Below are 21,512 nucleotides of genomic sequence, written 5' to 3'. Positions count from 1 at the left end.
CGCGGGGCGGGGGGCGGGGAGGATGGGCTAGGCTGCACGCCCCATGCGCCGAGTCGCCGCGGTCGCCTTCCTGGCGCTCCTCTCCCTGTCCTGCCGTGACGAGCGGCTCGTGCCGTCGCTGCCCCCGGGCTACCACGTGGACACGTACGCCCAGCGCTCCGCCTCGGCCGTGGACGTGCTGTGGGTGGTGGACGATTCGGGCTCCATGGCGCCGCGTCAGGAGGCGCTGGCGCGCAACTTCCAGGCGTTCATCTCGCGGTTCTCCGAGGGGCGCATCGACTTCCGGATGGGCGTGGCGACGACGGACCTCTTCACGCGTCCGGGCGAGCTGGTGGGCGAGCCGCGAGTCCTCGCCCCCGATACACCGGAGCTGGAGCGCGCCTTCGGAAACAGCGTGAGGGTGGGGACGCAGGGCAGCGCCTACGAGGCGGGCCTGGAGGCGGCGAGCCGGGTGCTGGAGCGCCAGGCGTCGGAGAACGCGCCGGTGCTGGAGGCCCGCGCCGCGTGCGAGTCCGGCTGTGCCTCGGACGCGTGCCGTGAGGGCTGCGCGGCGGTGCATCGGGTCGACTTCCTGCGTCCGGGCGCCTGGCTGTACCTGGCCTTCGTGACGGACGAGGACGACCGCTCGCCGCACGAGGTACGCGCGTACTGGCGCGCCTTCGAGCAGGCGAAGGGGATTGGGAATGATGGGACGGTGGTGGCGTCGGCCATCATCGGAGACGTGCCGGGGAACGGGTGTGGCGCGGAGCCGGGGACGCGCTACGCGGAGCTGGTGGCGCTCACGGGCGGCGAGCTGGGCAGCATCTGCGACGAGGACTTCGCGGACACGCTGCGCACGCTGGCGACGAGCGCGGTGGGCCTGCGGCGCACCTTCGCGCTGGAGCAGGCGCCGAGGGCCGACTCGCTCCAGGTGCGCGTCCGCTACCCGTGTGCCACGGCACCGGAGTCCCTGCGCGGCTGCGAGTCCGTGGACCGCACGGCTTGCGATGGCCAGCCGGCGGAGGCGCTGGATGCGGTGTGTACTCCGGCGCGGGGTGGGCCGGACGGGTGGGCGTATGAGCCGGGGCGGCGCGTGGTCTTCTTCGCGGGCGACTCCGTCCCGGGGCTCGGCACGCGGGTGGAGCTGGAGTACGTGGAGGAGGACGCGTCGTGAGGCGTCGTTCCACCGTCCCACTGCTCGTGCTCCTCTGGCTCGTTGTCGCCGCATGTGGCGGGGACGGTGCCGCGCGCCCGGTGCTGCCCCGATGGGTGGCGCCGGAGCCGACGCTCGACTTCGGGCCGGTGCCCGCGCTGAACGAGCGCACGGTGATGCTGCCACTGGTGAACGCGGGCCGTGCTCCATTGCGAGTGCTGGCAGTCACGGTGCGCGAAGCGGAGTCACCCTTCCGCGTGGTCTCCGCACCGGGAGAGGTCGCCGCGCAGGGTGAGGCCCTCGTGACGCTGGCCTTCCTCCCACCGCGCGAGGCGCCCTACACCGCGACGCTGGAGCTGCGCACGGATGACCCGGAGCAAGCCACGGCGGAGGTTGCGCTCCGGGGCGAAGGCCGCACGGCGGCGGTCATCGATTTGGAGCCCGAGCAGCTCGACTTCGGCCGGGTGGCGGAGGCAAGCGCGGCGGTGCGGACCTTCACCGTGCGCTCACGGGGCACCGCGCCCCTGGTGTTGGAGGACATTGGGCTCACGGGCGGGACGCCCGCCACCTTCGAGCTCGTGGGCTCCACGCGAACGCCCGCGGTGCTGGACGTGGGAAGCGAAGTCTCGCTCACGGTGCGCTACACGGTGCCCGCGGGTGCGCTGCCCGAAGCCGCGAGCGGTATCCTGCGCCTGCGCACCACGGACCCTGACTACCGAGAGGTTACGCTTCCCTTGAGAGGCGCGGTGAATCGCGCGCCCGTGCCTGCCGTGGTCGCGCCCGAAGCGAGCGCGCCGGGGCAGGACGTGGTGCTCGACGGTACGGGCTCGATGGACCTGGATGGGGACACACCGCTCACGTACCAGTGGGTGCTGCGTGAGCGTCCCATGGGAGCGCAGGCGTCCATTACCCAGTCCGGGGCACCTGCCACGGTGCTGCGCCTGGACCCGGTGGTGCCGGGTGGGTACGCGGTGGACCTGCACGTCACGGATGCGGCCGGAGCGCGGAGTCTTCACCCCGCGACAGCGCGAGTGGTGGCGGTGCCAGCACAGCGGTTGTGGGTACAGGTGTCCTGGGACAATGGGGTGACGGACCTGGACCTGCACGTGCTGCGCGGAGTGGACGCGGTGCTGGGCGCCGCGCCCGACGACTGCCACTACGCGAACCCGCGTCCCGACTGGGGAGGGCCCGGCCCGCTGGATGACCCGGAGCTGCTGCGCGACCGGCTGACGGGCTACGGGCCCGAGGTGTTCGGCTACGAGAGCCCCGTGTCCGGCACGTACCGTGTCGCGGTGGTCCTGGCCCGGGAGAATGGTGCGGTGGACCCGCGCAGTGAGGCGACGGTGCGGGTGTACGACCGGGGCGTGCTGCGCGGGGAGTACCGCCGCACGCTGGCAAGGCAGGGTGAGGTGTGGACGGTGGCGGACGTGCAGTGGCCCTCGGGCATCGTCACGGAGGTGCCGTGATGCTGCGCTGTGCCGGCCTATCCGCTCCATCCCTCCGGGCACAGGCCACACGGGTGCTGGTCACCCTGCTCGTCGGCGTGCTCATCACCGCCTGTTCCTCGGACCCCGCGAAGCCGGTGCCGGATGCGGGCCCTGGCGTGACGGCCTGCGTGCACCGCGAAGACTGCGAAGGAGGCCAGGTCTGTGGGACGGCGGGCTTCTGCGGCCCATGCGAGTCCAGCGGGCAGTGTCGACTCAAGGAACGCTGCGACACGGAGGCGCGAGTCTGCACCCTCCAGGAAGACTGGGGCACGGACTGCACGGCGAGCGCGGACTGCGCGCTGGGGATGTGGTGCCGGCAGGGGCTCTGTCGTCAGCGTGAGGACGTGGTCCTGTGTCCGTCTGGTACGAACGAAGAGTGTCCCTCGGGCCAGCGCTGCAATGGCGCCAACCTCGTCTGCGAGGAGGACCTGGGCTGCGTGGACGACGCGGACTGTGGCGCGGAGGAGCGCTGCAACACCGGGCTGCACGCCTGCGTCCCAAGGTGCACCGAGGCCACTGCATCCCAGGTCTGTGAGTCCGGAGAGCGCTGCGCGGACGGCCACTGCGTCCAGTGCGAGGTGGATGCGGAGTGCGGAACGGGCCTTCGCTGTGATGCCGCGGGGCGCTGCGCGGCGACGCCAAGTTGCTACTCGGACCGGGACTGCACGGTGCCCCTGCTGTGCCACGTGCCGAGCGGACAGTGCCTGCCGGAGCCTCCGCCATGCACCTCGGACGAGGTCTGCGAGGCCGACCAGCGCTGTGACGTGGGGACCGGAACGTGTGTGCCGAGGGCCTGCGCGCCGGATGCGCTGGAGCCCAATGACTCGGTCCGCACGGCGTACGCGGTGCGCGCGAGCCGCTACCTGGGCCTCACGCTCTGCCCGGACGACGCGGACCATTTCTCCATCGCGCTGGAGCGAGGCGACCAGCTCGGGGTGAACGTGGAGGCGGATGCGTTCGCGGAGCCGCTGTTCTCCACCACGCTCCAGGACGCGAGCGGCCGGGTGCTCGCATCGGGGCGCTTCCTGGCCACCCACGTCGCGGCGGCGCCTGGCCTGTACACCGTGCGCATCTCGTCGCGAGGGAGCGAGCCCCGTTCCTACGACGTGGGCTTCTTCCTCTCGCGAGGCACGCCGTGCGACGACGACGGCCATGAACCCAACGACACGCCCGCCACGGCGACGTCGCTGACGGAGGGCGCGGCGCTGGAAGGGATGCTGTGTCCCCAGGACCAGGACCACTTCCGCTTAACGGTGCCGGCGGGCAGGGGCGTGCGTGTGGCGCTGTCGAACTACGTCGCCGCGAGCGGCCTGCTGCGCCTGTGTCTGTTCAGCGGAGCTGAGGCCATGGCGCTGGGCTGCTCCACCGATGCCACGGGAGCGACGCTCTCACTGCCCGCCAACGTCGCTGGAGGCCAGACGCTCACCGCGCGAGTCACCGGAGCCGATGCGCGCACGGCGAACGGCTACACCCTCCAGGCGGAGCTGCTGCCATGAGCCGCGGCTTTGGAGTCCTGTGCCCGCGGTGCCTGGTGCGGCTGTCACTCCAGGCGGAGCTGCTGCCATGAGCCACGGCTTCGGAGTCCTGTGCCCCAGGTGCTTGGTGCTGCTGTCCCTCCTGTCCGTGCTCGCGGCCTGCGGCGACACCCCACGTCCGCCCGGAGCCACGCCTGACGCGGGGCTCCTCGACGCGGGGCTGGGGCACGACGACGCGGGCACGGACGCAGGCACCCAGGGAGACGCCGGAACGCTCCAGCCTCCGACCCTCCTCTCCTCACTCCCTGCGAGGGGAGAGAGTGGCGGAGGAACCTGGGTAAGGCTGACCGGCAGCGGCTTCCTCCAGGGAGTGGCGACAACCCCGTCTGAGGCCGCCCGGCGCACCGTGCTGAAGGTGGGCGAGCGCGAGGTGCGGGACTTCCAGCTCATCGACGACACCTCGCTGGACCTGCGCACGCCACCGGGAGCCCCCGGCCCCACGAGCATCACGCTGGAGAACCCGAGAGGCACCGCCCGCTGCGAAGCCTGCTTCACCTGGTTCGAGTCCTTCGACCTGCGCGACCTCACCCCCGCCACAGGCGCGCGCTCCGGAGGCAACACGGTGACGCTGGTGGGCACGGGCTTCCCGTCCGCTCCAGGGCTCCAGGTACTCTTCGGCGGAGTGGCAAGCCCCGCTGTCACACGGGTCTCCTCCACCGAGCTCCGAGTCCTCGTCCCCCGTGCTCACAACGCGGGCGTCGTGGACGTACGGGTCCACGGGCAGGGAAGCGGAGGTGTGCTGCGGCGCGCGTACCGCTACATCGAGGACACGCGAATCACAGACCTCGCGCCGCTCACCGGTCCCCAATCAGGCGGCACGAGCGTGGTGCTCACCGGGCAGGGCTTCGAGGGCGCCACCGCGGTCCTCTTCGGAGCCACACCCGCGTCCCTGCTTCAGGTGGACTCCCCAGCTCAGCTCACGGCGGCCGTGCCGTCAGGCCCGAGCGCGGGCGCCGTGGACGTGACGGTCATCACCCCACGGGGCACGTGGACGGTGCGCAATGGCTTCACCTACGAGGACCCTCGAGCCACCTTCACGCTCCACGGAGTCTTCCCACGCGTGGGCACGAGGGCGGACGGCACGGTGACACTCACGGGGAGCGGGCTCGACACGCCCGGACTCGCGGTCGCCTTCGGTGGAACGCCCGTTCCGCTCGTCAGCGTCACCTCGACCACGGCCACCGTCACCGTACCCGCGCAAGCCGCCCTGCCACGCCTCGTCACCGTGAGCGCCATGTCGGGCGCGGCGACTTCCAGCCTTCCGAACGGCTACACCTTCCGCCTCTCCCTCTCCCAGGTGACACCAGTGGCGGGCCCCTCCGGGACGCGGGTGACGGTGGAAGGAACGTTCATTCCACCCGACGCGGTGGTGCGGGTGGGGGCGCTCCAAGCCACGGCCGTGACGGTGCTCACCGAGGACCGGCTGAGCTTCACGACGCCCCCAGGGGGGGCAGGCGCGCACGCCCTCCACGTCTTCTCCGCGAGCGACCCGGAGAACGAAGTCCTCCTGCCGGCCGCCTTTGCCTACGAGGCACCCCTCACCCTCGCCCAGGTGGAACCCGCGCGAGGCGCCATCGCCGGAGGCACCCGGGTGACGTTGCGTGGCGCGGGCTTCAGTGAAGGCACCACCGTCACCTTCGGAGGCGAGCCCGCGACGGACGTGCAGGTCCTGGACATCCACACGCTGACCTGCCGCACCCCGTCCTCACGCATGCAGGCGCCCGTGGAGGTGGCCGTCACGCACGCAGCCACGCGCACCGCACTGCCCGAAGTCTTCACGTACTTCGACCCCAGGGGCCCGGGAGGACTCTCCGGCGGGCCGCTCACGGGGACGCTGAATGTCACGGTGCTCGACACCTCGTCCGGCGCGTATGGCCAGCCGGTGCCGGGCGCACGGGTGATGCTCGGCACGGACGCGGCGACACCGCTCGAGGGGCTCACGGATGCGCGGGGGCAGCTCACGCTCTCGGACACGCGGATGGTGGGCGCGCAGGTGGCCACGGTCTTCAAGCAGGACTACGACGTGGTGACGGTGGCGGGCATCCGCGCGGAGAACCTGACGGTGTACCTGCGCCAGCTCGCGAGCAACGGCAACCCCGGCAACCCGCCCGAGCCTCCCCGGGCCGCCATCACCGGCCGCGTGCGCGGCTTCAAGCCGCCAAGGCCCCTCGGTCCGGGCGAGGTGCTGGAGGTCCGCGTCTTCGTAGCGCAGCCGAGCCCGACTTCGGGCCCTCCCTTCGCGGGGCCCGGAGACCGGCGCGCGGACACCTGGCGAGTGCGCGAGGAGGGCGGCTCCTACCGGGTCCACACGCAGCCCGGAGTGCGCGCGGTGTACGCCGTGCTCGGCGTGCTGAAGGACGAGGCGGACTTCGAGCCCTACCTGCTGGGCGTGCGCCGGGGCATCGCGGCCTCGGCCACACGAGTCGCCGAGGGACACGACGTGGTGCTCGACATGCACCTGGACGTCGCGGCCCCGCTCACCGTGGACGGCCCGGTCATCGTGGCGGGCCAGCCCGCGCTGCACCAGGTCTACGCCTGGCTGGACCTGGGCGCGGAGGGGCTGGTGCCGCACCCGCACAACTGGGGCACGGGCACGCGCTTCTTCTCCCTCATCGAAGGCACGGGGCCCCTGCTCACCTTCCCCGGCCTGCCACGGCTGGACGGTGCAAGCCTTCTGTTCCTCGACCTGCTGCGAGGCAGCACTACGTATCCGCAGAGCCTGCTCTACCACCGCCAGCCGGGAGACCCCGGTGACGGCGTGACGCTCGGCCCCATGTTGCCGCTGCCCGTCTTCACCGAGCCCGCGTCGGGAAGCCGCTTCTCCGGCGCGGTGGCCTGGAGCCTGGGAGCCACCGCCTCCGTGTCGGACGTGCAGCAGCTCACCCTCGTCGCGCTGGGCGCGGGGACGGGCATCCGCTGGACGGCCATCCTCCCCGGAGGAGAGACGCGGGTGACGCTGCCGGCCCCCGCGCTGGAGGTGCTACGCGCCGGGCTGCCCGAGGACACGCGCCTGCGCGCCGAGCTGTCCATGGCGCGAGTGCCCCGCTTCGAGTACTCGCAGTGGACGCTGGAAACGCTGTCGCCCGCGGCGTGGACGGCCTACGTGCTGGGCCGCTCGGAGGTCTACGACCCGTGAACCGCCGCTGCCCGTGGCTCGCCCCGCTGCTGTTGCTCGCCCTCGCCGCGTGTCGCGAGGACCCGCCGGAGCCGGGCACGGCCTGCCGCGCGGACGCGGACTGCGGCACGCCAGTCGAGGCATACCGCTGCGACACGGAGACGAACGCCTGCCGCTGCCGCACGGACGTGGCCTGTGGCCCGGGTGAGCTGTGCAACGCCGCGGGCTTCTGCCAGGACCGCGCGGGCTGTGAGTCGAACGCGGACTGCGACGACGCCTCGCTCTTCTGCGACACGGGCACCGGCACGTGCCTGACGCGAGGCCGCTGCACCTCGGACCTGCACTGCCCACAAGGCGAGGTGTGTGACGTCTCGCGCACCACCTGCGTGTCCGGCTGCCGGAGCGAGGGAGACTGTCCGGGCACGGCCTGCCGCTGCGGGGACGCCCCATGTACCTGCGAAGCCACCACGCCCGAGGGCCGCGCGGCCTGCGTGCTCGGCGTGTGTGACGCGGCCTTCTGCGCGGACGACCCGGGCTGCGCCTTCGGCGAGCGCTGTGGCGCAACGGCAAGCGGCGCGCCCTCGAGCTGCTACAGCGACTTCGACCCCGTGCGCCGCCCCTACTGCGCGAGCTGCACGTACGGCGGCGGCCTCCAGGTCTGCGGGCGTGGCGCGAACTTCTGCCTGCGCGAGGCCGCGAGCCCGGGCACTGCCTTCTGTGGCGTGGACTGCTCGGAGGGGCAGGGCTGTCCGAATGGCTACCAGTGCGCGGACGTGGTGGTGGCCGCGAGCCGCGCGCGGTGCCGCTCCGATGCGGAGTGCGCGTCGTCGCCCTCGCTGCCGTGCCGCGAGGACCCGGACTGCGGGCGTGGCGGGCGCTGCGTGAAGGCGCCGGGGCAGGACGCGGGTGCGTGCGCGGGCCGCTGCGCCATCGACGAGGGCGACGTGGAGGGCTTCTGCACCTGCCAGCAGGACGCGGACTGTGTGCAGGACGCGTGCAGCCAGGGCGCGTGCACGGTGAGCCGCCGGCCCTGCACCGGGGACGCGGACTGCCGGCCCATCCGCTGTGTGGACTCCGGAGGCGTGGGCGGCTGCCTCGTGGGACAGAACTGCGCCCCTGACGAGGGGCTGACCTGTGTGGAAGTCGCACCCCGGTAACTCCGCGTGTTTCCGGGGCTTTGGGCGCGCCTGCACGGAGGTGCGACACCGAGGAGCATGGCGACGCAGCCCGCATTGAATGCCGGGCGGGGACCCCCGTCAGAAGGTGCAAGCAGGACGACGGAGGTTGAACAACATGGCTCTCAAGACTGGTATCGCGTCCCTGGTTCTCGGCACCCTTCTCTTCGGCTCCACGGCGGCTCTGGCGGAAGACGGCAACGTGCGCGACTGGGCCAACCAGGAGGCCGCGCGGCGGCAGAGCGGTGACAACAACTACCGGGATGACCGCCGCGACCGCCACAACGACCGCGACGACCGCCGGGGCGGTGGCTACGTCGAGGTCCACGTCCACGGAGACGCCTGCCGCCATGGCCCGGCTCCGCTGCCCCCTCCGCAGGCCCGGGGTCGCTACGAGCTGCAGACGGTGAACCGCTACGTCGAGGGCCGCCATGAGCGCGTGTGGGTCCCCGAGGTCTGCAAGGAGCGTCACAACCGGCGCTCGCGCGTCACCAAGTGCACCGGCGGCTTCTACGAGCAGCGCTGGGTGCCCGCCCGCTACGAGCAGGTGCAGGAGTGGGTCTGGGTGTCCCACGGCCACAACGGCGGCTGGAACGGCAACCGCACCCACGCGGCCAGCTACCACCCGTAGCGAAGACGGCTTCTGGCTCAGGGGGAAGTACCGCCGCAGGGGACAGTGCAAGTACCGCGGGGCGCGTTGGACTACGGGGGTAGTCCGATGCGCCCCGTGCCTTTTCAGGTCTCCGGTGCCTTTCCCCGCGTGGCCTGTTACTGAATGCGCCCCATGGGGACCGCATTCGTTACAGGAGCCGGCATCCGCATCGGCAGCGCGGTGGCCCGGGCCCTCGGGCACGCCGGGTATGACCTGGCGCTCCATGCGAACCGCTCGCTCGAGTCACTCGGGGCGCTGGCGGAGGAGCTCCGGGCGCTCGGCCGCCGCGTCACCCTTCATTCCGGAGACCTGAGCCAGCCGGAGGCGGTGGACGCGCTGGGCACCCAGGTGCGCGAGGCCTGGCCCGCGCTGGACGTGGTGGTCCACAACGCCGGCCTCTACGAGCGCGTGGACTTCGCCTCCATCTCCCGCGAGCAATACCGCACCATGCTGGCGGTGAACCTGGACGCGCCCTTCTTCCTCACCCAGGCACTGCTGCCGTCCCTGCGCGCGGGGAAGGACCCATTGGTGGTGCACATCACCGACGTGGGCGGCGAGCGGCCGGTGAGCCACTACGCGCACTACTCGGTGAGCAAGGCGGGCCTCATCATGCTCACCCGCGCGCTGGCGGTGGAGCTGGCGCCGCACGTGCGCGTCAACGCCGTCTCGCCCGGAGCGGTGGCCTTCCCGGAGCACTACGACGCGGCGGCGCGCGAGGCGGTATTGAAGCGCATCCCCATGGGGCGCGAGGGCAGCGTGGAGGACATCGCACGCACCATCGTCTTCCTCGCCCGTGAGGCGCCGTACCTCACCGGCCAGGTCATCGCCGTGGATGGCGGCAGGAGCGCGCAGCTATGACTGGAGAGCACCCCTTCCACCCGCTCGGAGGCGCAACCTCACAGGGCCGGCCGCTGGACATCATCGAGCTGCGGGGCCTCACGGTGGACTGCATCGTGGGCGTCTTCAACCGCGAGCGCTTCACGGCCCAGCCGCTGCGGCTGGATGTGGCCCTCTTCCTGGACACGCGGAACGCGGCGACGGGCGGACGGCTGGCGAACACGGTGAACTACGGCCGGCTGGCGGGCGAGCTGCGCTTCCTCCTGGAGGCGTGCCGCTTCGAGCTGCTGGAGTCCGCGGTGGAGGCGGTGTGCCGCTACGTGCTCGCGCCGCCCACGGAGGACGCGCCCCACGCCCAGGTACACGCGGCCACGGTGCGCGTCACGAAGCCACAGGCGCTGGGCGGGCTCGTGGTGCCGTCCCTGCAAATCCACCGCACGGCGGCGGAGATGGAGTACCGGGGCGAGGACAAGGCCTTCGGACGCGTGGACATCATCCACGAGGGCGCGGGCTATGGCGTCTACCGGCTGCGGGTGAAGCCGGGGGGGGCCATCCCCACGCACGTCCATCAGCAGATGGAGGAGAGCGAGCTGGTGCTGGGCCCCGGGTTGCTGCTGCAGGGGCAGTCGGTGGAGCGCGGCATGGCCTTCCACTGGCCGCGCGGCTTCCCGCACCGCTACGACAACCCGACGGCCATCGAGCAGTCGGTGCTGTGCGTGGACCGGCCGGGCTTCATCCCCACGGACGAGGTGGAGGCAGCGGTGCCTCCGGAGGGACTCGCGCCCGCCACGGGCGTGTCCTACTACCCGCACGAGGCGCCCGTGGCGCCGGGCTCGCCCGCGGAGCGGAGCCCGTGAGCGCGACGGGCCGATACGTGGAGTGCGAGCCAGCACCTGCTCGGCCGCCTGGCACAGCCAGCGGCGCGCTGCCTCCTGGGCGCCTCCTGGCTCACAGGGACGGAGGGGGGCACGACGGGGGGCTACTGCTCAGGGAGTGAGGCGCGGTATTAAGCGGCGATGGTCCTGGACAGGCGGCTTCAGCTCTTCGTGGTGCTGGCGGGGGTGTTCGTCACCTCGCTGGTGGTGGGCGACCTCATCGGCGTGAAGCTGTTCGAGGTGAAGCTCGGCCCCATCATGGCGGTGATGTCCATCGGCATGCTGCCGTTCCCGGTGACGTTCCTGCTCACGGACATCCTCAACGAGTTCTACGGGAAGAAGGCGGCCCGCTTCATCACCTGGGTCGGCTTCTTCATGGCCATCTTCTGCTTCACGGTGATTGCCATTGCCGTGCAGGTGCCGTGGGCGCCGCTCACGCGCTCTCCGGACTGGCAGGGCGCGGTGGAGGGCTCGTTCAACAACATCTTCGCCGGCTCGCAGCGCATCCTGGTCGCGTCGATGATTGCCTATCTCGTCGGCCAGTTCTGCGACATCGCCATCTTCAACCTGCTCAAGCGCGTCACGCAGAACAAGATGCTGTGGCTGCGCGCGACGGGCTCCACGCTGGTGTCGCAGCTCATCGACACGGCGGTGGTGCAGTTCGTGGCGTGGACGGGGCTGCTTCCCACCGCGACCATCCTCAACATCATCTTCACGTCGTACACGGTGAAGCTGCTGGTGGCGGTGGGCCTGACGCCCTTCATCTACCTGGGCCACGCCTTCGTGGAGCGCAAGCTGGGCATCAAGCCGATAGTGCTGGGCGCGGACGGCGAGCCCCTCGCGTCCCCCGAGCAGGGCGTGCCCGTCGAGGCCCAGTCCCGCGCCGCCTGACGCACCCGTCGGTCAGGGCACCCGTCGCTGGAGGAAGACGTCGGTGTCGTCCGCGGAGAAGGAGCGGGTACCGAAGGCGCGCGTGCCGAAGAACATGCCCGCGCCCACCACGTCTCCGTCTGGCAGGAAGGTGACGTCCCGGAGCAGGGGCGTCGGGAAGCACGGGGTGGTGACGTAGACGTCCTGCCAGAGGACCTCTCCCGTGGCCGACAGGCGCGCCAGCTCCGAGCCGCACCCGTGCCGCCACACCACCGCCGAGCCCCCCTCCGCATCCACCGCGAGACGGGAGCCCTCCGAGCCGCTCAGCTCCTCGCTGTCCAGCACGCGCCCCCACCGCGGCTCGCCATACGCATCCGCCGCCAGGGCGAACACGGTGCGGTAGCAGCCCCGCTGCGAGCAGGGCGTCTTCAGGGTGTCGCGTCCCCACTCGATGGTGCCGTTGAAGTCACCCGTGAAGAGGAAGCCGCCATCCGGGAGGAAGGACACGTCCGTGAAGGTCGGCATCCCGGGGCCCACCTCCCGCTCCCAGCGTGGCTCGCCGTCGGGCGACAGCCGGACGATGAAGCCATGGCTCTCGAAGGGGCCCACGGGCTTGTGGCCCGCCATGACCAGGCCGCCCTCCACGTCCAGCGCGGCGACGGACGCGGAGGCCATCGCGGGCACCTCTCGCTCCCAACGCCGGCCTCCCTCCGCGTCGTAGCGCTCCACCACGAGCCCGTGCGCCACCACCAGCTCTCCCTGCCCATCCGGGAGCAGCGCCTTCACCGGGCCGGTGGCCCGCGCCCAGCGGGGACTTCCATCTGGCCCGAGCTTCACCACGAAGGCGCTGTGGGTGAGGACCGTCCCGCCCACCCGAAGTTGTCCCTCCACCTTGCCGGCCACGAAGATGTCGCCCGAGGAAGCGACGGCGAGCAGCGGCGCTTCCACGTCCGCGACGCCGCCCTGGAGCGCCTCGGGCGTGAAGCTCCGGCTCCACAGTGGCTGCCCGTTGCCGTCATGGCGTGACAGCGTGAGCGTGGTGCCGTCAGGGTCCAGGGACGCATAGGCGGGAGCCGGGGCCTCGCTCGCCCCGAGCAGGACGACGCCGCCACTCCCGTCCGCCGCCAGGGCCGTGACGTCCTGACGCCCCGCCACCGCGGTGTGCACCGTCCAGCGCGCGTCTCCCGGGACGAGTCCGGGGGGGACGGGCGCCTCCGGACCGGGTGCCTCGTCCTCGACGGGGGGTGGTGTCGGGGGACTCGTCTTGCCGTGGTCGCAAGCCCCGCCGAGCGCGGTCCACACGCCCAGCGCCAGCCCCGCCGTGCCTGTCCGCCAACGCCCCATGCCCGTCCCCACTCCCGCCCCGCAGCTCCGGCCGACGGCAACCTGTGCCCGGCTGCCCTCGGAGGCAAGGGTGCGGTCCGGAACCGGACGCCGTGTGCCCGACGACACCCCAGGGCCGCGAGACTTCAGGGCTCGCGGAGCGTTGCGCCGGTGACACCCGTGAGCTCGCACCCGCGGGCCTGACCTCAGACGCCCTGGTGCACCAGCGGGGCGAGGATGTCCCTCCAGTGGGAGTAGATGGAGAAGTGCCCACCGCCGGAGAGGAAGTGGGGCACGGCGCGCGGAATCCGCGTGGCCAGGTACTGCCCCATCTGCGTCGGGACGATGCTGTCCCCCTCCCAGTACCAGAGGTCCACCTCGCAGCGAATCTCCTCCAGCGACACGCCCCACGGTGACGCGAGGATGTGCGCCTCGCGCCGCATGCCCGCCACGCCATGCCGCGTGGCCTCGCGCCGCCAGCCCTGCACCTGCGCGCCGATGAGCGGGTCCGCCAGCACGGCGCGGTCATCCGGCGACGCATGCGCCAGCACCGCGGCCAGCGCGCGCTCCGGGTTGGCGCGCACCTGGCGGTCATGCATGGCCATCATCGGGTGCAGCAGCCACTCCGGCCACGCCGCCAGCGAGTACGCGTTGCGGTAGTCCCGATTCACGCCCTCCATGGCCCCCGGCCGCTTCAGCGGAGACGCCCCGGAGACGATGGCCGCGCGGGTGAGCCGCGCCCCCAGCTTCCACGCGCAGGCCGCGACATACGGCCCGCCCGCGGACACCCCGAAGAGGGCGAAGCGGCCCACCTTCAGCGCGTTGGCGAGCTGCTCCAGGTCGTCCGGGAAGTCGAGCAGCGTGCGCCCGGGCTGGTAGTCCGACAGCCCATACCCCGGCCGGTCCGGGGTGATGAGGCGCACCCCCAGCCCATGCGTGAGCCGGTCATCCGGGTGCCGCATGTAGCGCGAGCCCGGGTTGCCGTGGATGAAGAACACCGGCAGCCCGTCCAGGTCTCCCGACTCGACGTACGCGAGCCGCCGCCCGTCCCGCAGGCGGATGGAGCCCTCGCGCACCTGCACTCCCGCTCCCGTCGTCTCCGCGTCCGTGGTGGAAATCATGGGTCCATCGTCTTCGAGCGCTCGCCAATCCAGGCGGCGATGGAGGGCCACACGACGGTGGAGCCCTTGCTGGAGGCGGACAGGCCGATGTGGCCCACCGGGTAGCGCCGCGTCTCGCTGTCCTTGGAGGACACCAGCGACGGCAGCGGCTCGCTCATGGCTGGCAGGGCGATGCTGTCCTGCTCGGCGATGACATTGAGCACCGAGCACTGGATGCGGCCCAGGTCGATGGACTTCTCTCCCACCTTCATCTGGCCCTTGGGAAAGAGGTTCTGCTGGTAGCAGTCCTTGATGTACTGGCGGTAGACCTCGCCGGGGAAGGGCACTGGGTCGGCGCCCCAGCGCTCCATGGCGAGGAAGGTGGTGACGAAGTCCGGTTCGTCGATGCGGCGGCACACCTCCAGCCAGCGCGTGAGGCGCTGCACCGGCGCCGCCATCATGAAGCCGCTCTCCAGCACCTTGGTGGGCACGTTGCCGTACGCGTCCACCAGCGAGTCCACGTCGAAGTGGTCCGCCGCCGTCCACAGCGTGTAGACGCCGCCCTTGCTGAAGTCCACGGGCGTGGCCTGCGCCACGAGGTTGCGCACGCCCTCGGGGTAAAGCGACGTGTAGGCCAGCGCCATGGTGCCGCCCATGCAGTAGCCGTAGAGGGTGAGCTCGCGGCTCTTGCTCACGCGCAGCGTCCACTGCACCGCCGTCTGGATGACGCCGCCCAGCAGCTCCGCCCAGTCCATGCGCTCCTCGTTCTGCCCGGGCACGCCCCAGTCGATGGCGTAGACGTCATAGCCCTCGCGCGTGAGGTGCTCGATGAGGCTGCGGCCGGGCAGGAAGTCGAGGATGTACCAGCGGTTGATGAGCGAATAGACGAACAGGATGGGCGTGCGGTAGCGGCGCCGGGGCGCGGCGTAGCGCAACAGCCGCATGCTGCCGCGCGTGTACACCACCGTGTGGGGCGTGGCGCTGATGGGCGGCTCCCGCACGCCGGACGCCTTCTCGATGATGGGCCGGAGGTACGGGTACGGATTCATGGGCCGCGCCTTGAGGATGCTGGCCACGGCGCGCGGGAGGTCGAGCTTGCCCGCGACGAACGCGCGGAGACGCTGGGTGGTGGACGCGGTCATGTCAGGCGCGGCGCTTGGAAGGCGCGCGCTCCCTGGCGGGGAGCTCGCGGGTTTCGTTGGCGGGACGCTCGGGCGCGGGGGCCGGGGCCTCTGTCGGGTGGACCAGGTCCACCACCGTCTCGAGCTGGATGCCGAGCGCCTCCACCTGGTCATTCACCCGGCGGAGCTGGTCTCTCAGCGCCTCCACCTCGGAGGGCGTGGGCAGGCGCAGAGTGTGCAGGGTGCGCTCCACCAGCCCCCGGCGGCGGATGCGGACATTGAAGCCCTGGCGCATGAGGCTGCCGCTGACGCGCAGGTAGGTGGGGCTCTCGGCGACCTTCGCGAGCACCCGGGTGAGGCCCTGCTCGGCGCGGGTGAAGACCTTGCCGGTGCGCGTCTGCGGGTGGGTGAGGTGTCCCAGCAGCTTCAGGCCGCGGGCGAGGAGCCCCCTGTTGGGCGCCGGTGGGTCCGACTGACTCATGGTGGGGACATTATCCCAAGGAGGAGTGGGGCGGGCGGGGTGCGCCGGACCCGTCGGCGGACGGTCCTCGCACCGGGAGCGCGGGTGGCTTGCCACGCCGGGAGGGCTCGGGGAGCATCGCTGTCATGCCGAACATGGTCATCGCCGTGTACCGGCCCCGAGAGGGGCGGCAGTCCGAGTTGCTGGAGCTGGTCCGGGAGCACGTGCCCGCCCTGCAGAAGCTGGGGCTCGCCACGAAGCGCCCGGCCCTGGTGATGCGGGCGAAGGACGGCTCGCTGGTGGAAATCTTCGAGTGGGTGTCCGCCGAGGCGGTGGAGAAGGCCCACCACCACCCGGAGGTGCAGATGCTCTGGCAGGGCTTCGAGGAGGTCGCCGAGTGGTCTTCACTCGGGTCGCTGGAGGAGGCGAAGACGCCCTTCTCGCACTTCGATTTGGTGGAGCTGAAGTAGACGACGCTCCGCCGGGAGCTCACTTCGGCCAGAGCTGAGCCAGCTCCAGGGGAAGCGCCTCGAAGGGCTCGGCGTGGACCACGGCGTCGCCCGCGTGCACACCGAGCCTCTGCCACTCCCTGCCCGTCAGGCGGTAGACCTCCAGTGTCTGGAGGCGCGGGTCCACGAACCACAGGTGCCGCACGCCCTCGCGAGCGTACACCGCCATCTTCCGGCTCCGGTCCAGCGCTTCCGTGGAGGGGGAGAGCACCTCGCAGACCCAGTCGGGAGGCAGCGTCACCCAGACGTCGCTCGGCGTGTGCGGCATCCGCTCGCTCCTCCAGCCGGCGAGGTCGGGGATGAGTCTGTCCGCGCCCAGCTGCAGATTGGGCTCGCCCACGATGACCCACCCGCCAAGACCCTGGGTACCTATGTCATAGGGGCCGAGGAGGACTCCGAGCCGTGAGGCTGCCCGGGCATGCCGAAAGGCTCCCTTCGGGCTCACGTACAGCTCGCCATCGATGACTTCACCGACGACCGTCTCGGGTAGGCGCTCCAGCGCTTCGTAGAGACTCTCCAGTCGCGCCTTGTCGCTCATGTCCTCAGGATGTGGCCCTGCCCCGTTCGTCGCAAGCCGCTCCGCCCCCTGCACCTGGATGTCTTCGCTCATGTGTCCAGCATGCACCAGACCTCTGACATCCTGTGCGTTGGGGACAATCCTCCAGGTAACTCTCGAAAATACGGGCCCTCCCTCAATCCGCGGAGGCGTAGCGCTCGAAGGTGCGGGGAATGCCCTTGTCCTCGTCGACGTCCCGGAAGGTGACGGGGATGCTGACGCCGCCCTTCTCCACGTCGAAGTGGATGTGGCCGGTGAGGCTGTTGCCCACGTTGCCGACCAGCGCCAGCGTGTCCCCCTGCTTCACGGTGTCGCCCTTCGACACCTTCGCGCTGTCCTTCATGACGTGGAAGTAGCGACCCACGGTGCCGTCGCTGTGGGTCACCTCCACGCGGTTGTTGGGCTTGCCCTTGCCATTGCCGTCGTGGGTGTCCTCCACCCGCGTCACCGTGCCCGCGCGCGCCGCCAACACCGGCGTGCCGCACTGGCGGCGGAAGTCCCAGGCGAAGGCCTCGTCCTCCTTGTGGTTGAGGTTCGAGTTGTTGCCCTGGACTATCCACGAGCGGTCCCCATCGGGGTACGGAAGCCGGTAGGGCGAGCTGGCCGCGGTCGGGTAGCTGGCGCTGTCGATGGAGCCTCGCAGCAGCAACCACGCGCCCAACCAGATGATGGCCCACAGGCCGTACACCACCGACGCGGTGACGATGACCTTCCGCGCGCTGGGCAGCTCCAGGTGTCGCCCGCCCTCCGCCTTCACGTCACGCGCGAAGTAGGGCGCGATGAACCACACCGCCAGGCTGAGCCCGCTGCCCACCAGGCCGCCCCAGTGGTACAGCCCGGACAGCCAGACGGGGCCGCAGGAGGCGAAGGCGCCGAACCCGAAGGCGAACGCCGTGATGATGAACAGCAGCGCGCCAATCATGGGGAGCGCGTTCATCCAGAAGAGGCTCGAGTCGAGCCGGTTCGCCTGGCCATTCCGGACGGCCAGCGCACGCCGCAACCCGTGAAGGGTGAGCACGATGAACCCGCCCCATGCCAGGAGGGCCACCACCGCGGTGGGCACCATGGGCCCGTCACCGGCGAAGCCCGCGAAGGAAGAGAAGAACATCACCCCCGCGTAGACCAGCAAGAGGATGAGGAGACCCGAGGCCGCCGTTCCATAGGATTTCATCGCTGTTCCCCCTTCCATCGCGGACGCCGACCCGGCCCGCCGCGCATGGCTTCTCTTTCGGGGAACGGCGGACGGGGCAGGGTGTCGTCCGCGAACAGGGCCCGCCGCCAGACGGGGCCTTCTCGGGACGCCGAGCCCACGGTGGGCCGCACGAGCGCACGCTCGGGGATGCCGCCCCCGGATGACCCACGCGAACGCCAGGTCCGGCGGCAGGCCTGCGCGCTCGCTTCAGGACGTTGCCCTGCGCGGGCGTGCGAGCGCGGCCTCGCGTGCCGCCTCGCCCGTGCTCGCTGCTCAGCCCTGCCGCTTTATCGGCAGCGGTCCGAAGGACTGCACCACCGGCATCAGGGACACGATGTTGATGTTCACGTGCGCCGGGCGCGTCGTCACCCAGTGCACCGTGTCCGCGATGTCCTCGGGCGTCAGCGGCTGGGTGTTGGCGTAGGGGGACGCGGCGCGGGCCTCGTCACCCTTGAAGCGGACGTTGGAGAACTCCGTGCCGCCCACCAGCCCGGGCTCGATGTCCGTCACGCGCACCGCCGTGCCATGCAGGTCCGCGCGCAGGTTGAGGCTGAACTGGTGCACGAAGGCCTTGGTGGCGCCGTACACGTTGCCGCCGGGGTAGGGGAACTCGGCGGCGATGGAGCCCATGTTGACGATGTGGCCCCGGTTGCGCGCCACCATGCCGGGCAGCACCGCGTGCGTGCAGTACAGGAGCCCCTTCACGTTGGTGTCCACCATCGTGTCCCAGTCCTCGACGCGCGCCGACTGCGCCAGGTCCAACCCCAGTGCGAGGCCCGCGTTGTTGACCAGCACGTCCACCTCGGCGAACTCCGCCGGCAGCGCGCGCACCGCGCGCTCCACCGCTTCGCGGTCGGTGATGTCGAGCGTCACGGGCAGCAGCCGCTCGCCCAATTCCGCCCGCATCGCCTCCAGCCGCTCCGTCCGCCGCCCGGTGGCGATGACGCGCGCTCCGTCCTGGATGAAGCGGCGGGTGATGGCCAGACCGAATCCGGCCGTGGCTCCGGTGATGAGCACGTTCATGGGTTCCCCTCCGACGCGCGCGTGAGCGCGCTCAGTCGTCCTCGCCCTGGTAGATGCAGCCGCTGGTGCACGTCTCGCGGACCATCACCCGGCTGAGCTGGGGCAGGGTGGGGCGCAGCCGCTTCCAGATCCACCGCGACAGATTCTCGCTGGTGGGGTTCTCCAGGCCCTCCACCTCATTGAGGTAGTAGTGGTCCAGCTTCACCCTCAAGGGCTCGAAGGCCTCCTTGATGTCGGCGAAGTCCATCACCCAGCCGGTGCGCGGGTCCGCGGGCCCACGCACATGGATTTCCACCCGGTAGCTGTGCCCGTGCAGCCGGCTGCACTTGTGGCCGGGGGGAACGTTCGGCAGCCGGTGAGCGGCCTCGAAGGTGAACTCCTTGAAGATGTCCAAGGCGACTCCTGACAGCGGGTAGGGCGCGGCTCATATCCCGCGCGCTTCCCCCCTCGTCAAGGAACGCTCGGCCACGCCGCGCGCGTGAGCACACCGCGCGCACACGCGCATGTCCGCCCGCTCCCATCCAGGCCGGCCTACTCCCAGGGTGAAAAAGAAGAAGCCTGACTCGGGAATATCTCCCCCTCCACGTGCCCACATTCGCGCTCCGCTCCGGCGAATGTCCGGCCCCTGCTGCATCAGCGTTGCTTCTTCCCGCTTCACGCAACCATGCGGAATCGCGATTCCTGCCTCCTTCCCCTGCGTCCCAGCAGGCGTGGGTTGCCGGAGGAAGCGGGAATGAACAGCGCGGGGCCCTGCATTGGCGGCCGTCCTCGCGAGCGCCCCACGCATCGCGACCCACACAAGGAGTCTCACAGGATGCGCCAACGGTCCCCGCTGATACCGGCCCTCTGCTCCGCTGTCCTGCTCTGCGTCCTCGCCTGCAATGGCAAGGGAGAGCTCTCTCAAGACACCGGCGCGCATCCCACCCCGGATGAGGCCCCCTCGACGGAGACCCCGCCCATCACCACGCCCGAGCTTCCGGGCACCCCTGACGACGAGACGCCGGAAGACCCCGACCCGACGCCGAGCCCGCTCCCCATTCCCGAGCTGCCGCCCACCCCGACGCCGACTCCCACGCCGACGCCGACGCCTACTCCCACGCCGACGCCCACCCCCACGCCGACTCCCACGCCGCCGGAGTTCACGCGCATCCTCTGGGTGGCTCCGACGGGCAGCGACACGGCGTCCGGCACGCAGAGCGCGCCGCTGCGCACGGTGACGAAGGCGCTGGCGCTGCTCAGGCCGGGCGAGGCCGTGTACCTCAAGGCCGGCACGTATACGGAGCGCCTCAAGCTGGAGGAGAAGGGTGGCTCGGAGGCCTCGCCGCTGACGCTGAAGGCGGCCCCCGGCGCCACGGTGACGTTGAAGCCCACGGGCAGCGCGTCGGCGCTGGTGGACGTGCGCGGCGCGTACTGGCGCATCCAGGGGCTCACCCTGGACCTGGGGGGTGACGACTCCTTCGCGGTGCTGTTCCGGGGCGTGGGCTCGCACCATGGCGTGCTGCGCGACAGCACGGTGAAGAACGGCACCGCGGGCGCCGGCGTCAACGTGTGCGAGAAGGCCGCTGACGTCCTCATCGAGAACAACGTCATCACCAACTTCACCCGCGGCAGCAGCGACAGCCACGGTGTCATCCTCCAGACGACGTCCCGCAACGTGGTGGTGCGCGGCAATGACATCCACCACAACTCCGGGGACGCGGTGCAGTGCATCGGCCCCGAGGGCGGCGCCACCATCTCCGGCACGCCCTTCGACAACCTCCTGGTGGAGGACAACGAGCTGCACGAGAACCGGGAGAACGGCGTGGACGTGAAGACGTGCACCCGCGTCACCCTGCGCGGCAACATCATCTGGGGCCACAAGACGTCGGGCAGCTCGCGCGGCGAGGGAGTGGTGGTGCACCTGTCCGCGAAGGACGTCACCCTGGAGGACAACGTCCTCTACAACAACGGCCGCGCCATCAGCATCGGCGGCGTGCGCGAGGGCGCCCCCCCCACCAACATCATCATCCGCCGCAACCTCGTCCGCGACGCGCTGGGCGGGAGCGAGGAGGGCAGCGGCATCCGCGTGGACACCTCCACCAACGTGAAGGTGCAGCAGAACACCGTGTGGAACATGCCCGGCCCCTGCCTCGTCTTCGGCCATGGCGACACCGGCGCCAGCGCCAGCCTGGACATCCGCAACAACGTCTTCGCCGGCTGTGGAATCACCGTGCGCGGGGGCCCCGGCCGCTCCGGCGCCGTGGTGGACGCCAACCTCTACTTCCGCTCGGGGGGCGCGGGCATCTTCCGCCTGGACGGCGTGGAAATGGGCTTCGCGGACTGGAAGGCGGACAGCGGCCTGGACCGCCGTTCGCTGGAGAAGTCTCCGGCCTTCCAGAACATCGACACCGGAGACTTCCGCCTCGCGTCCACCTCGCCGGCCCGGAACGTGGGGCTGTCCCTGGGGCTGACGCACTGTGGGGCGGCGCCGGACCTGGGGGCGTTCGAGTCGGACTGCCCCTGAGCCGTCCGGCCGTGTAGAGTGGGGTCCCCTGTCCCCCTGGACCCCAC

19 protein-coding genes are annotated in these 21,512 nt (G+C 71.2%); 11 read left to right on the top strand and 8 right to left on the bottom strand.

Annotated elements, in window-relative coordinates; genetic code table 11:
* Positions 1-43 precede the first annotated feature (43 nt).
* The 9 genes from G4D85_RS41600 to G4D85_RS41560 all read left to right on the top strand — a co-directional run bounded on the left by G4D85_RS41600 (position 44) and on the right by G4D85_RS41560 (position 11,699).
* The gene (locus G4D85_RS41600) at positions 44-1,153 is read left to right on the top strand and encodes a vWA domain-containing protein (protein ID WP_164019825.1); all 1,110 of its coding nucleotides are present in this window, start codon (positions 44-46) and stop codon (positions 1,151-1,153) included.
* Positions 1,150-2,598: a choice-of-anchor D domain-containing protein gene (locus tag G4D85_RS41595; protein ID WP_164019824.1), complete on the top strand. Its 1,449-nt coding sequence runs from the start codon at positions 1,150-1,152 to the stop codon at positions 2,596-2,598. The genes G4D85_RS41600 and G4D85_RS41595 overlap by 4 nt, the downstream gene beginning before the upstream one ends.
* On the top strand, positions 2,598-4,115 hold the full coding sequence (locus G4D85_RS41590; protein ID WP_164019823.1) for a hypothetical protein: 1,518 nt from the start codon (positions 2,598-2,600) through the stop codon (positions 4,113-4,115). Before G4D85_RS41595 ends, G4D85_RS41590 begins: the two co-directional genes overlap by 1 nt.
* Before the next feature lie 67 nt (positions 4,116-4,182).
* Positions 4,183-7,290, top strand: coding sequence for an IPT/TIG domain-containing protein (locus G4D85_RS41585; protein ID WP_164019822.1), 3,108 nt, complete (start codon positions 4,183-4,185; stop codon positions 7,288-7,290).
* Entirely contained in the window at positions 7,287-8,426 is a 1,140-nt protein-coding gene (locus G4D85_RS41580) for a hypothetical protein (RefSeq protein WP_164019821.1), read from the top strand. Before G4D85_RS41585 ends, G4D85_RS41580 begins: the two co-directional genes overlap by 4 nt.
* A gap of 136 nt (positions 8,427-8,562) precedes the next feature.
* Positions 8,563-9,075: a hypothetical protein gene (locus G4D85_RS41575; protein WP_240359813.1), complete on the top strand. Its 513-nt coding sequence runs from the start codon at positions 8,563-8,565 to the stop codon at positions 9,073-9,075.
* Positions 9,076-9,228: 153 nt separating this feature from the next.
* Positions 9,229-9,954: an SDR family oxidoreductase gene (locus G4D85_RS41570; protein WP_164019819.1), complete on the top strand. Its 726-nt coding sequence runs from the start codon at positions 9,229-9,231 to the stop codon at positions 9,952-9,954.
* Positions 9,951-10,790: a dihydroneopterin aldolase gene (locus G4D85_RS41565; RefSeq protein ID WP_164019818.1), complete on the top strand. Its 840-nt coding sequence runs from the start codon at positions 9,951-9,953 to the stop codon at positions 10,788-10,790. The genes G4D85_RS41570 and G4D85_RS41565 overlap by 4 nt, the downstream gene beginning before the upstream one ends.
* Positions 10,791-10,949: 159 nt before the next feature.
* Complete coding sequence (locus G4D85_RS41560; RefSeq protein ID WP_164019817.1) at positions 10,950-11,699, top strand: queuosine precursor transporter; 750 nt, start codon at positions 10,950-10,952, stop codon at positions 11,697-11,699.
* A gap of 12 nt (positions 11,700-11,711) precedes the next feature.
* Here G4D85_RS41560 and G4D85_RS41555 read toward each other — a convergent pair whose 3' ends face one another.
* The 4 genes from G4D85_RS41555 to G4D85_RS41540 form a co-directional block, all read right to left on the bottom strand.
* A complete protein-coding gene (locus tag G4D85_RS41555; protein WP_164019816.1) occupies positions 11,712-13,022 on the bottom strand; it encodes a PQQ-binding-like beta-propeller repeat protein in 1,311 nt (436 codons plus the stop codon).
* 185 nt (positions 13,023-13,207) lie between these two features.
* Positions 13,208-14,122 carry an alpha/beta fold hydrolase gene (locus G4D85_RS41550; protein WP_164019815.1) on the bottom strand — a complete coding sequence of 305 codons (915 nt, stop codon included), beginning with the start codon at positions 14,120-14,122 and terminating at the stop codon, positions 13,208-13,210.
* A complete protein-coding gene (locus tag G4D85_RS41545; RefSeq protein ID WP_164019814.1) occupies positions 14,119-15,243 on the bottom strand; it encodes an alpha/beta fold hydrolase in 1,125 nt (374 codons plus the stop codon). The genes G4D85_RS41550 and G4D85_RS41545 overlap by 4 nt, the downstream gene beginning before the upstream one ends.
* Position 15,244: 1 nt before the next feature.
* Positions 15,245-15,703, bottom strand: a complete 459-nt coding sequence (locus G4D85_RS41540) for a poly(R)-hydroxyalkanoic acid synthase subunit PhaE (RefSeq protein ID WP_164019813.1) — start codon at positions 15,701-15,703, stop codon at positions 15,245-15,247.
* A 125-nt stretch (positions 15,704-15,828) separates the two neighbouring features.
* On the opposite strand from G4D85_RS41540, the gene G4D85_RS41535 reads away from it, so the two are divergent.
* Positions 15,829-16,152 (top strand): hypothetical protein, encoded by a 324-nt coding sequence (locus G4D85_RS41535; RefSeq protein ID WP_164019812.1) that lies wholly within the window; start codon positions 15,829-15,831, stop codon positions 16,150-16,152.
* A 19-nt stretch (positions 16,153-16,171) separates the two neighbouring features.
* Here G4D85_RS41535 and G4D85_RS41530 read toward each other — a convergent pair whose 3' ends face one another.
* The 4 genes from G4D85_RS41530 to queD form a co-directional block, all read right to left on the bottom strand.
* Entirely contained in the window at positions 16,172-16,801 is a 630-nt protein-coding gene (locus G4D85_RS41530; RefSeq protein ID WP_338052943.1) for a Uma2 family endonuclease, read from the bottom strand.
* A gap of 82 nt (positions 16,802-16,883) precedes the next feature.
* The gene (locus tag G4D85_RS41525) at positions 16,884-17,918 is read right to left on the bottom strand and encodes a M23 family metallopeptidase (protein WP_164019811.1); all 1,035 of its coding nucleotides are present in this window, start codon (positions 17,916-17,918) and stop codon (positions 16,884-16,886) included.
* Positions 17,919-18,212: 294 nt separating this feature from the next.
* On the bottom strand, positions 18,213-18,962 hold the full coding sequence (locus G4D85_RS41520; RefSeq protein WP_164019810.1) for an SDR family NAD(P)-dependent oxidoreductase: 750 nt from the start codon (positions 18,960-18,962) through the stop codon (positions 18,213-18,215).
* 31 nt (positions 18,963-18,993) lie between these two features.
* Entirely contained in the window at positions 18,994-19,356 is a 363-nt protein-coding gene (gene queD / locus G4D85_RS41515) for a 6-carboxytetrahydropterin synthase QueD (protein ID WP_164019809.1), read from the bottom strand.
* Positions 19,357-19,776: 420 nt separating this feature from the next.
* Here queD and G4D85_RS41510 point away from each other — a divergent pair, with 420 nt between their 5' ends.
* A complete protein-coding gene (locus G4D85_RS41510) occupies positions 19,777-21,465 on the top strand; it encodes a right-handed parallel beta-helix repeat-containing protein (protein ID WP_205525931.1) in 1,689 nt (562 codons plus the stop codon).
* The last annotated feature ends 47 nt before the right edge of the window (positions 21,466-21,512 follow it).

Origin of the sequence: Pyxidicoccus trucidator, assembly GCF_010894435.1 — a bacterium.
Classification (GTDB): Bacteria; Myxococcota; Myxococcia; order Myxococcales; family Myxococcaceae; genus Myxococcus; species Myxococcus trucidator.
This window is presented reverse-complemented; position numbering and strand designations above follow the sequence as displayed.

Bases quoted from the DNA above. Each gene is read 5' to 3' on its own strand.
- G4D85_RS41600 (WP_164019825.1), top strand. From the start codon at position 44: ATGCGCCGAGTCGCCGCGGTCGCCTTCCTGGCGCTCCTCTCCCTGTCC.
- G4D85_RS41590 (WP_164019823.1), top strand. From the start codon at position 2,598: ATGCTGCGCTGTGCCGGCCTATCCGCTCCATCCCTCCGGGCACAGGCC.
- G4D85_RS41585 (WP_164019822.1), top strand. From the start codon at position 4,183: ATGAGCCACGGCTTCGGAGTCCTGTGCCCCAGGTGCTTGGTGCTGCTG.
- G4D85_RS41575 (WP_240359813.1), top strand. From the start codon at position 8,563: ATGGCTCTCAAGACTGGTATCGCGTCCCTGGTTCTCGGCACCCTTCTC.
- G4D85_RS41570 (WP_164019819.1), top strand. From the start codon at position 9,229: ATGGGGACCGCATTCGTTACAGGAGCCGGCATCCGCATCGGCAGCGCG.
- G4D85_RS41565 (WP_164019818.1), top strand. From the start codon at position 9,951: ATGACTGGAGAGCACCCCTTCCACCCGCTCGGAGGCGCAACCTCACAG.
- G4D85_RS41560 (WP_164019817.1), top strand. From the start codon at position 10,950: ATGGTCCTGGACAGGCGGCTTCAGCTCTTCGTGGTGCTGGCGGGGGTG.
- G4D85_RS41555 (WP_164019816.1), bottom strand. From the start codon at position 13,022: ATGGGGCGTTGGCGGACAGGCACGGCGGGGCTGGCGCTGGGCGTGTGG.
- G4D85_RS41550 (WP_164019815.1), bottom strand. From the start codon at position 14,122: ATGATTTCCACCACGGACGCGGAGACGACGGGAGCGGGAGTGCAGGTG.
- G4D85_RS41545 (WP_164019814.1), bottom strand. From the start codon at position 15,243: ATGACCGCGTCCACCACCCAGCGTCTCCGCGCGTTCGTCGCGGGCAAG.
- G4D85_RS41540 (WP_164019813.1), bottom strand. From the start codon at position 15,703: ATGAGTCAGTCGGACCCACCGGCGCCCAACAGGGGGCTCCTCGCCCGC.
- G4D85_RS41535 (WP_164019812.1), top strand. From the start codon at position 15,829: ATGCCGAACATGGTCATCGCCGTGTACCGGCCCCGAGAGGGGCGGCAG.
- G4D85_RS41530 (WP_338052943.1), bottom strand. From the start codon at position 16,801: ATGAGCGAAGACATCCAGGTGCAGGGGGCGGAGCGGCTTGCGACGAAC.
- G4D85_RS41525 (WP_164019811.1), bottom strand. From the start codon at position 17,918: ATGAAATCCTATGGAACGGCGGCCTCGGGTCTCCTCATCCTCTTGCTG.
- G4D85_RS41520 (WP_164019810.1), bottom strand. From the start codon at position 18,962: ATGAACGTGCTCATCACCGGAGCCACGGCCGGATTCGGTCTGGCCATC.
- G4D85_RS41510 (WP_205525931.1), top strand. From the start codon at position 19,777: ATGCGCCAACGGTCCCCGCTGATACCGGCCCTCTGCTCCGCTGTCCTG.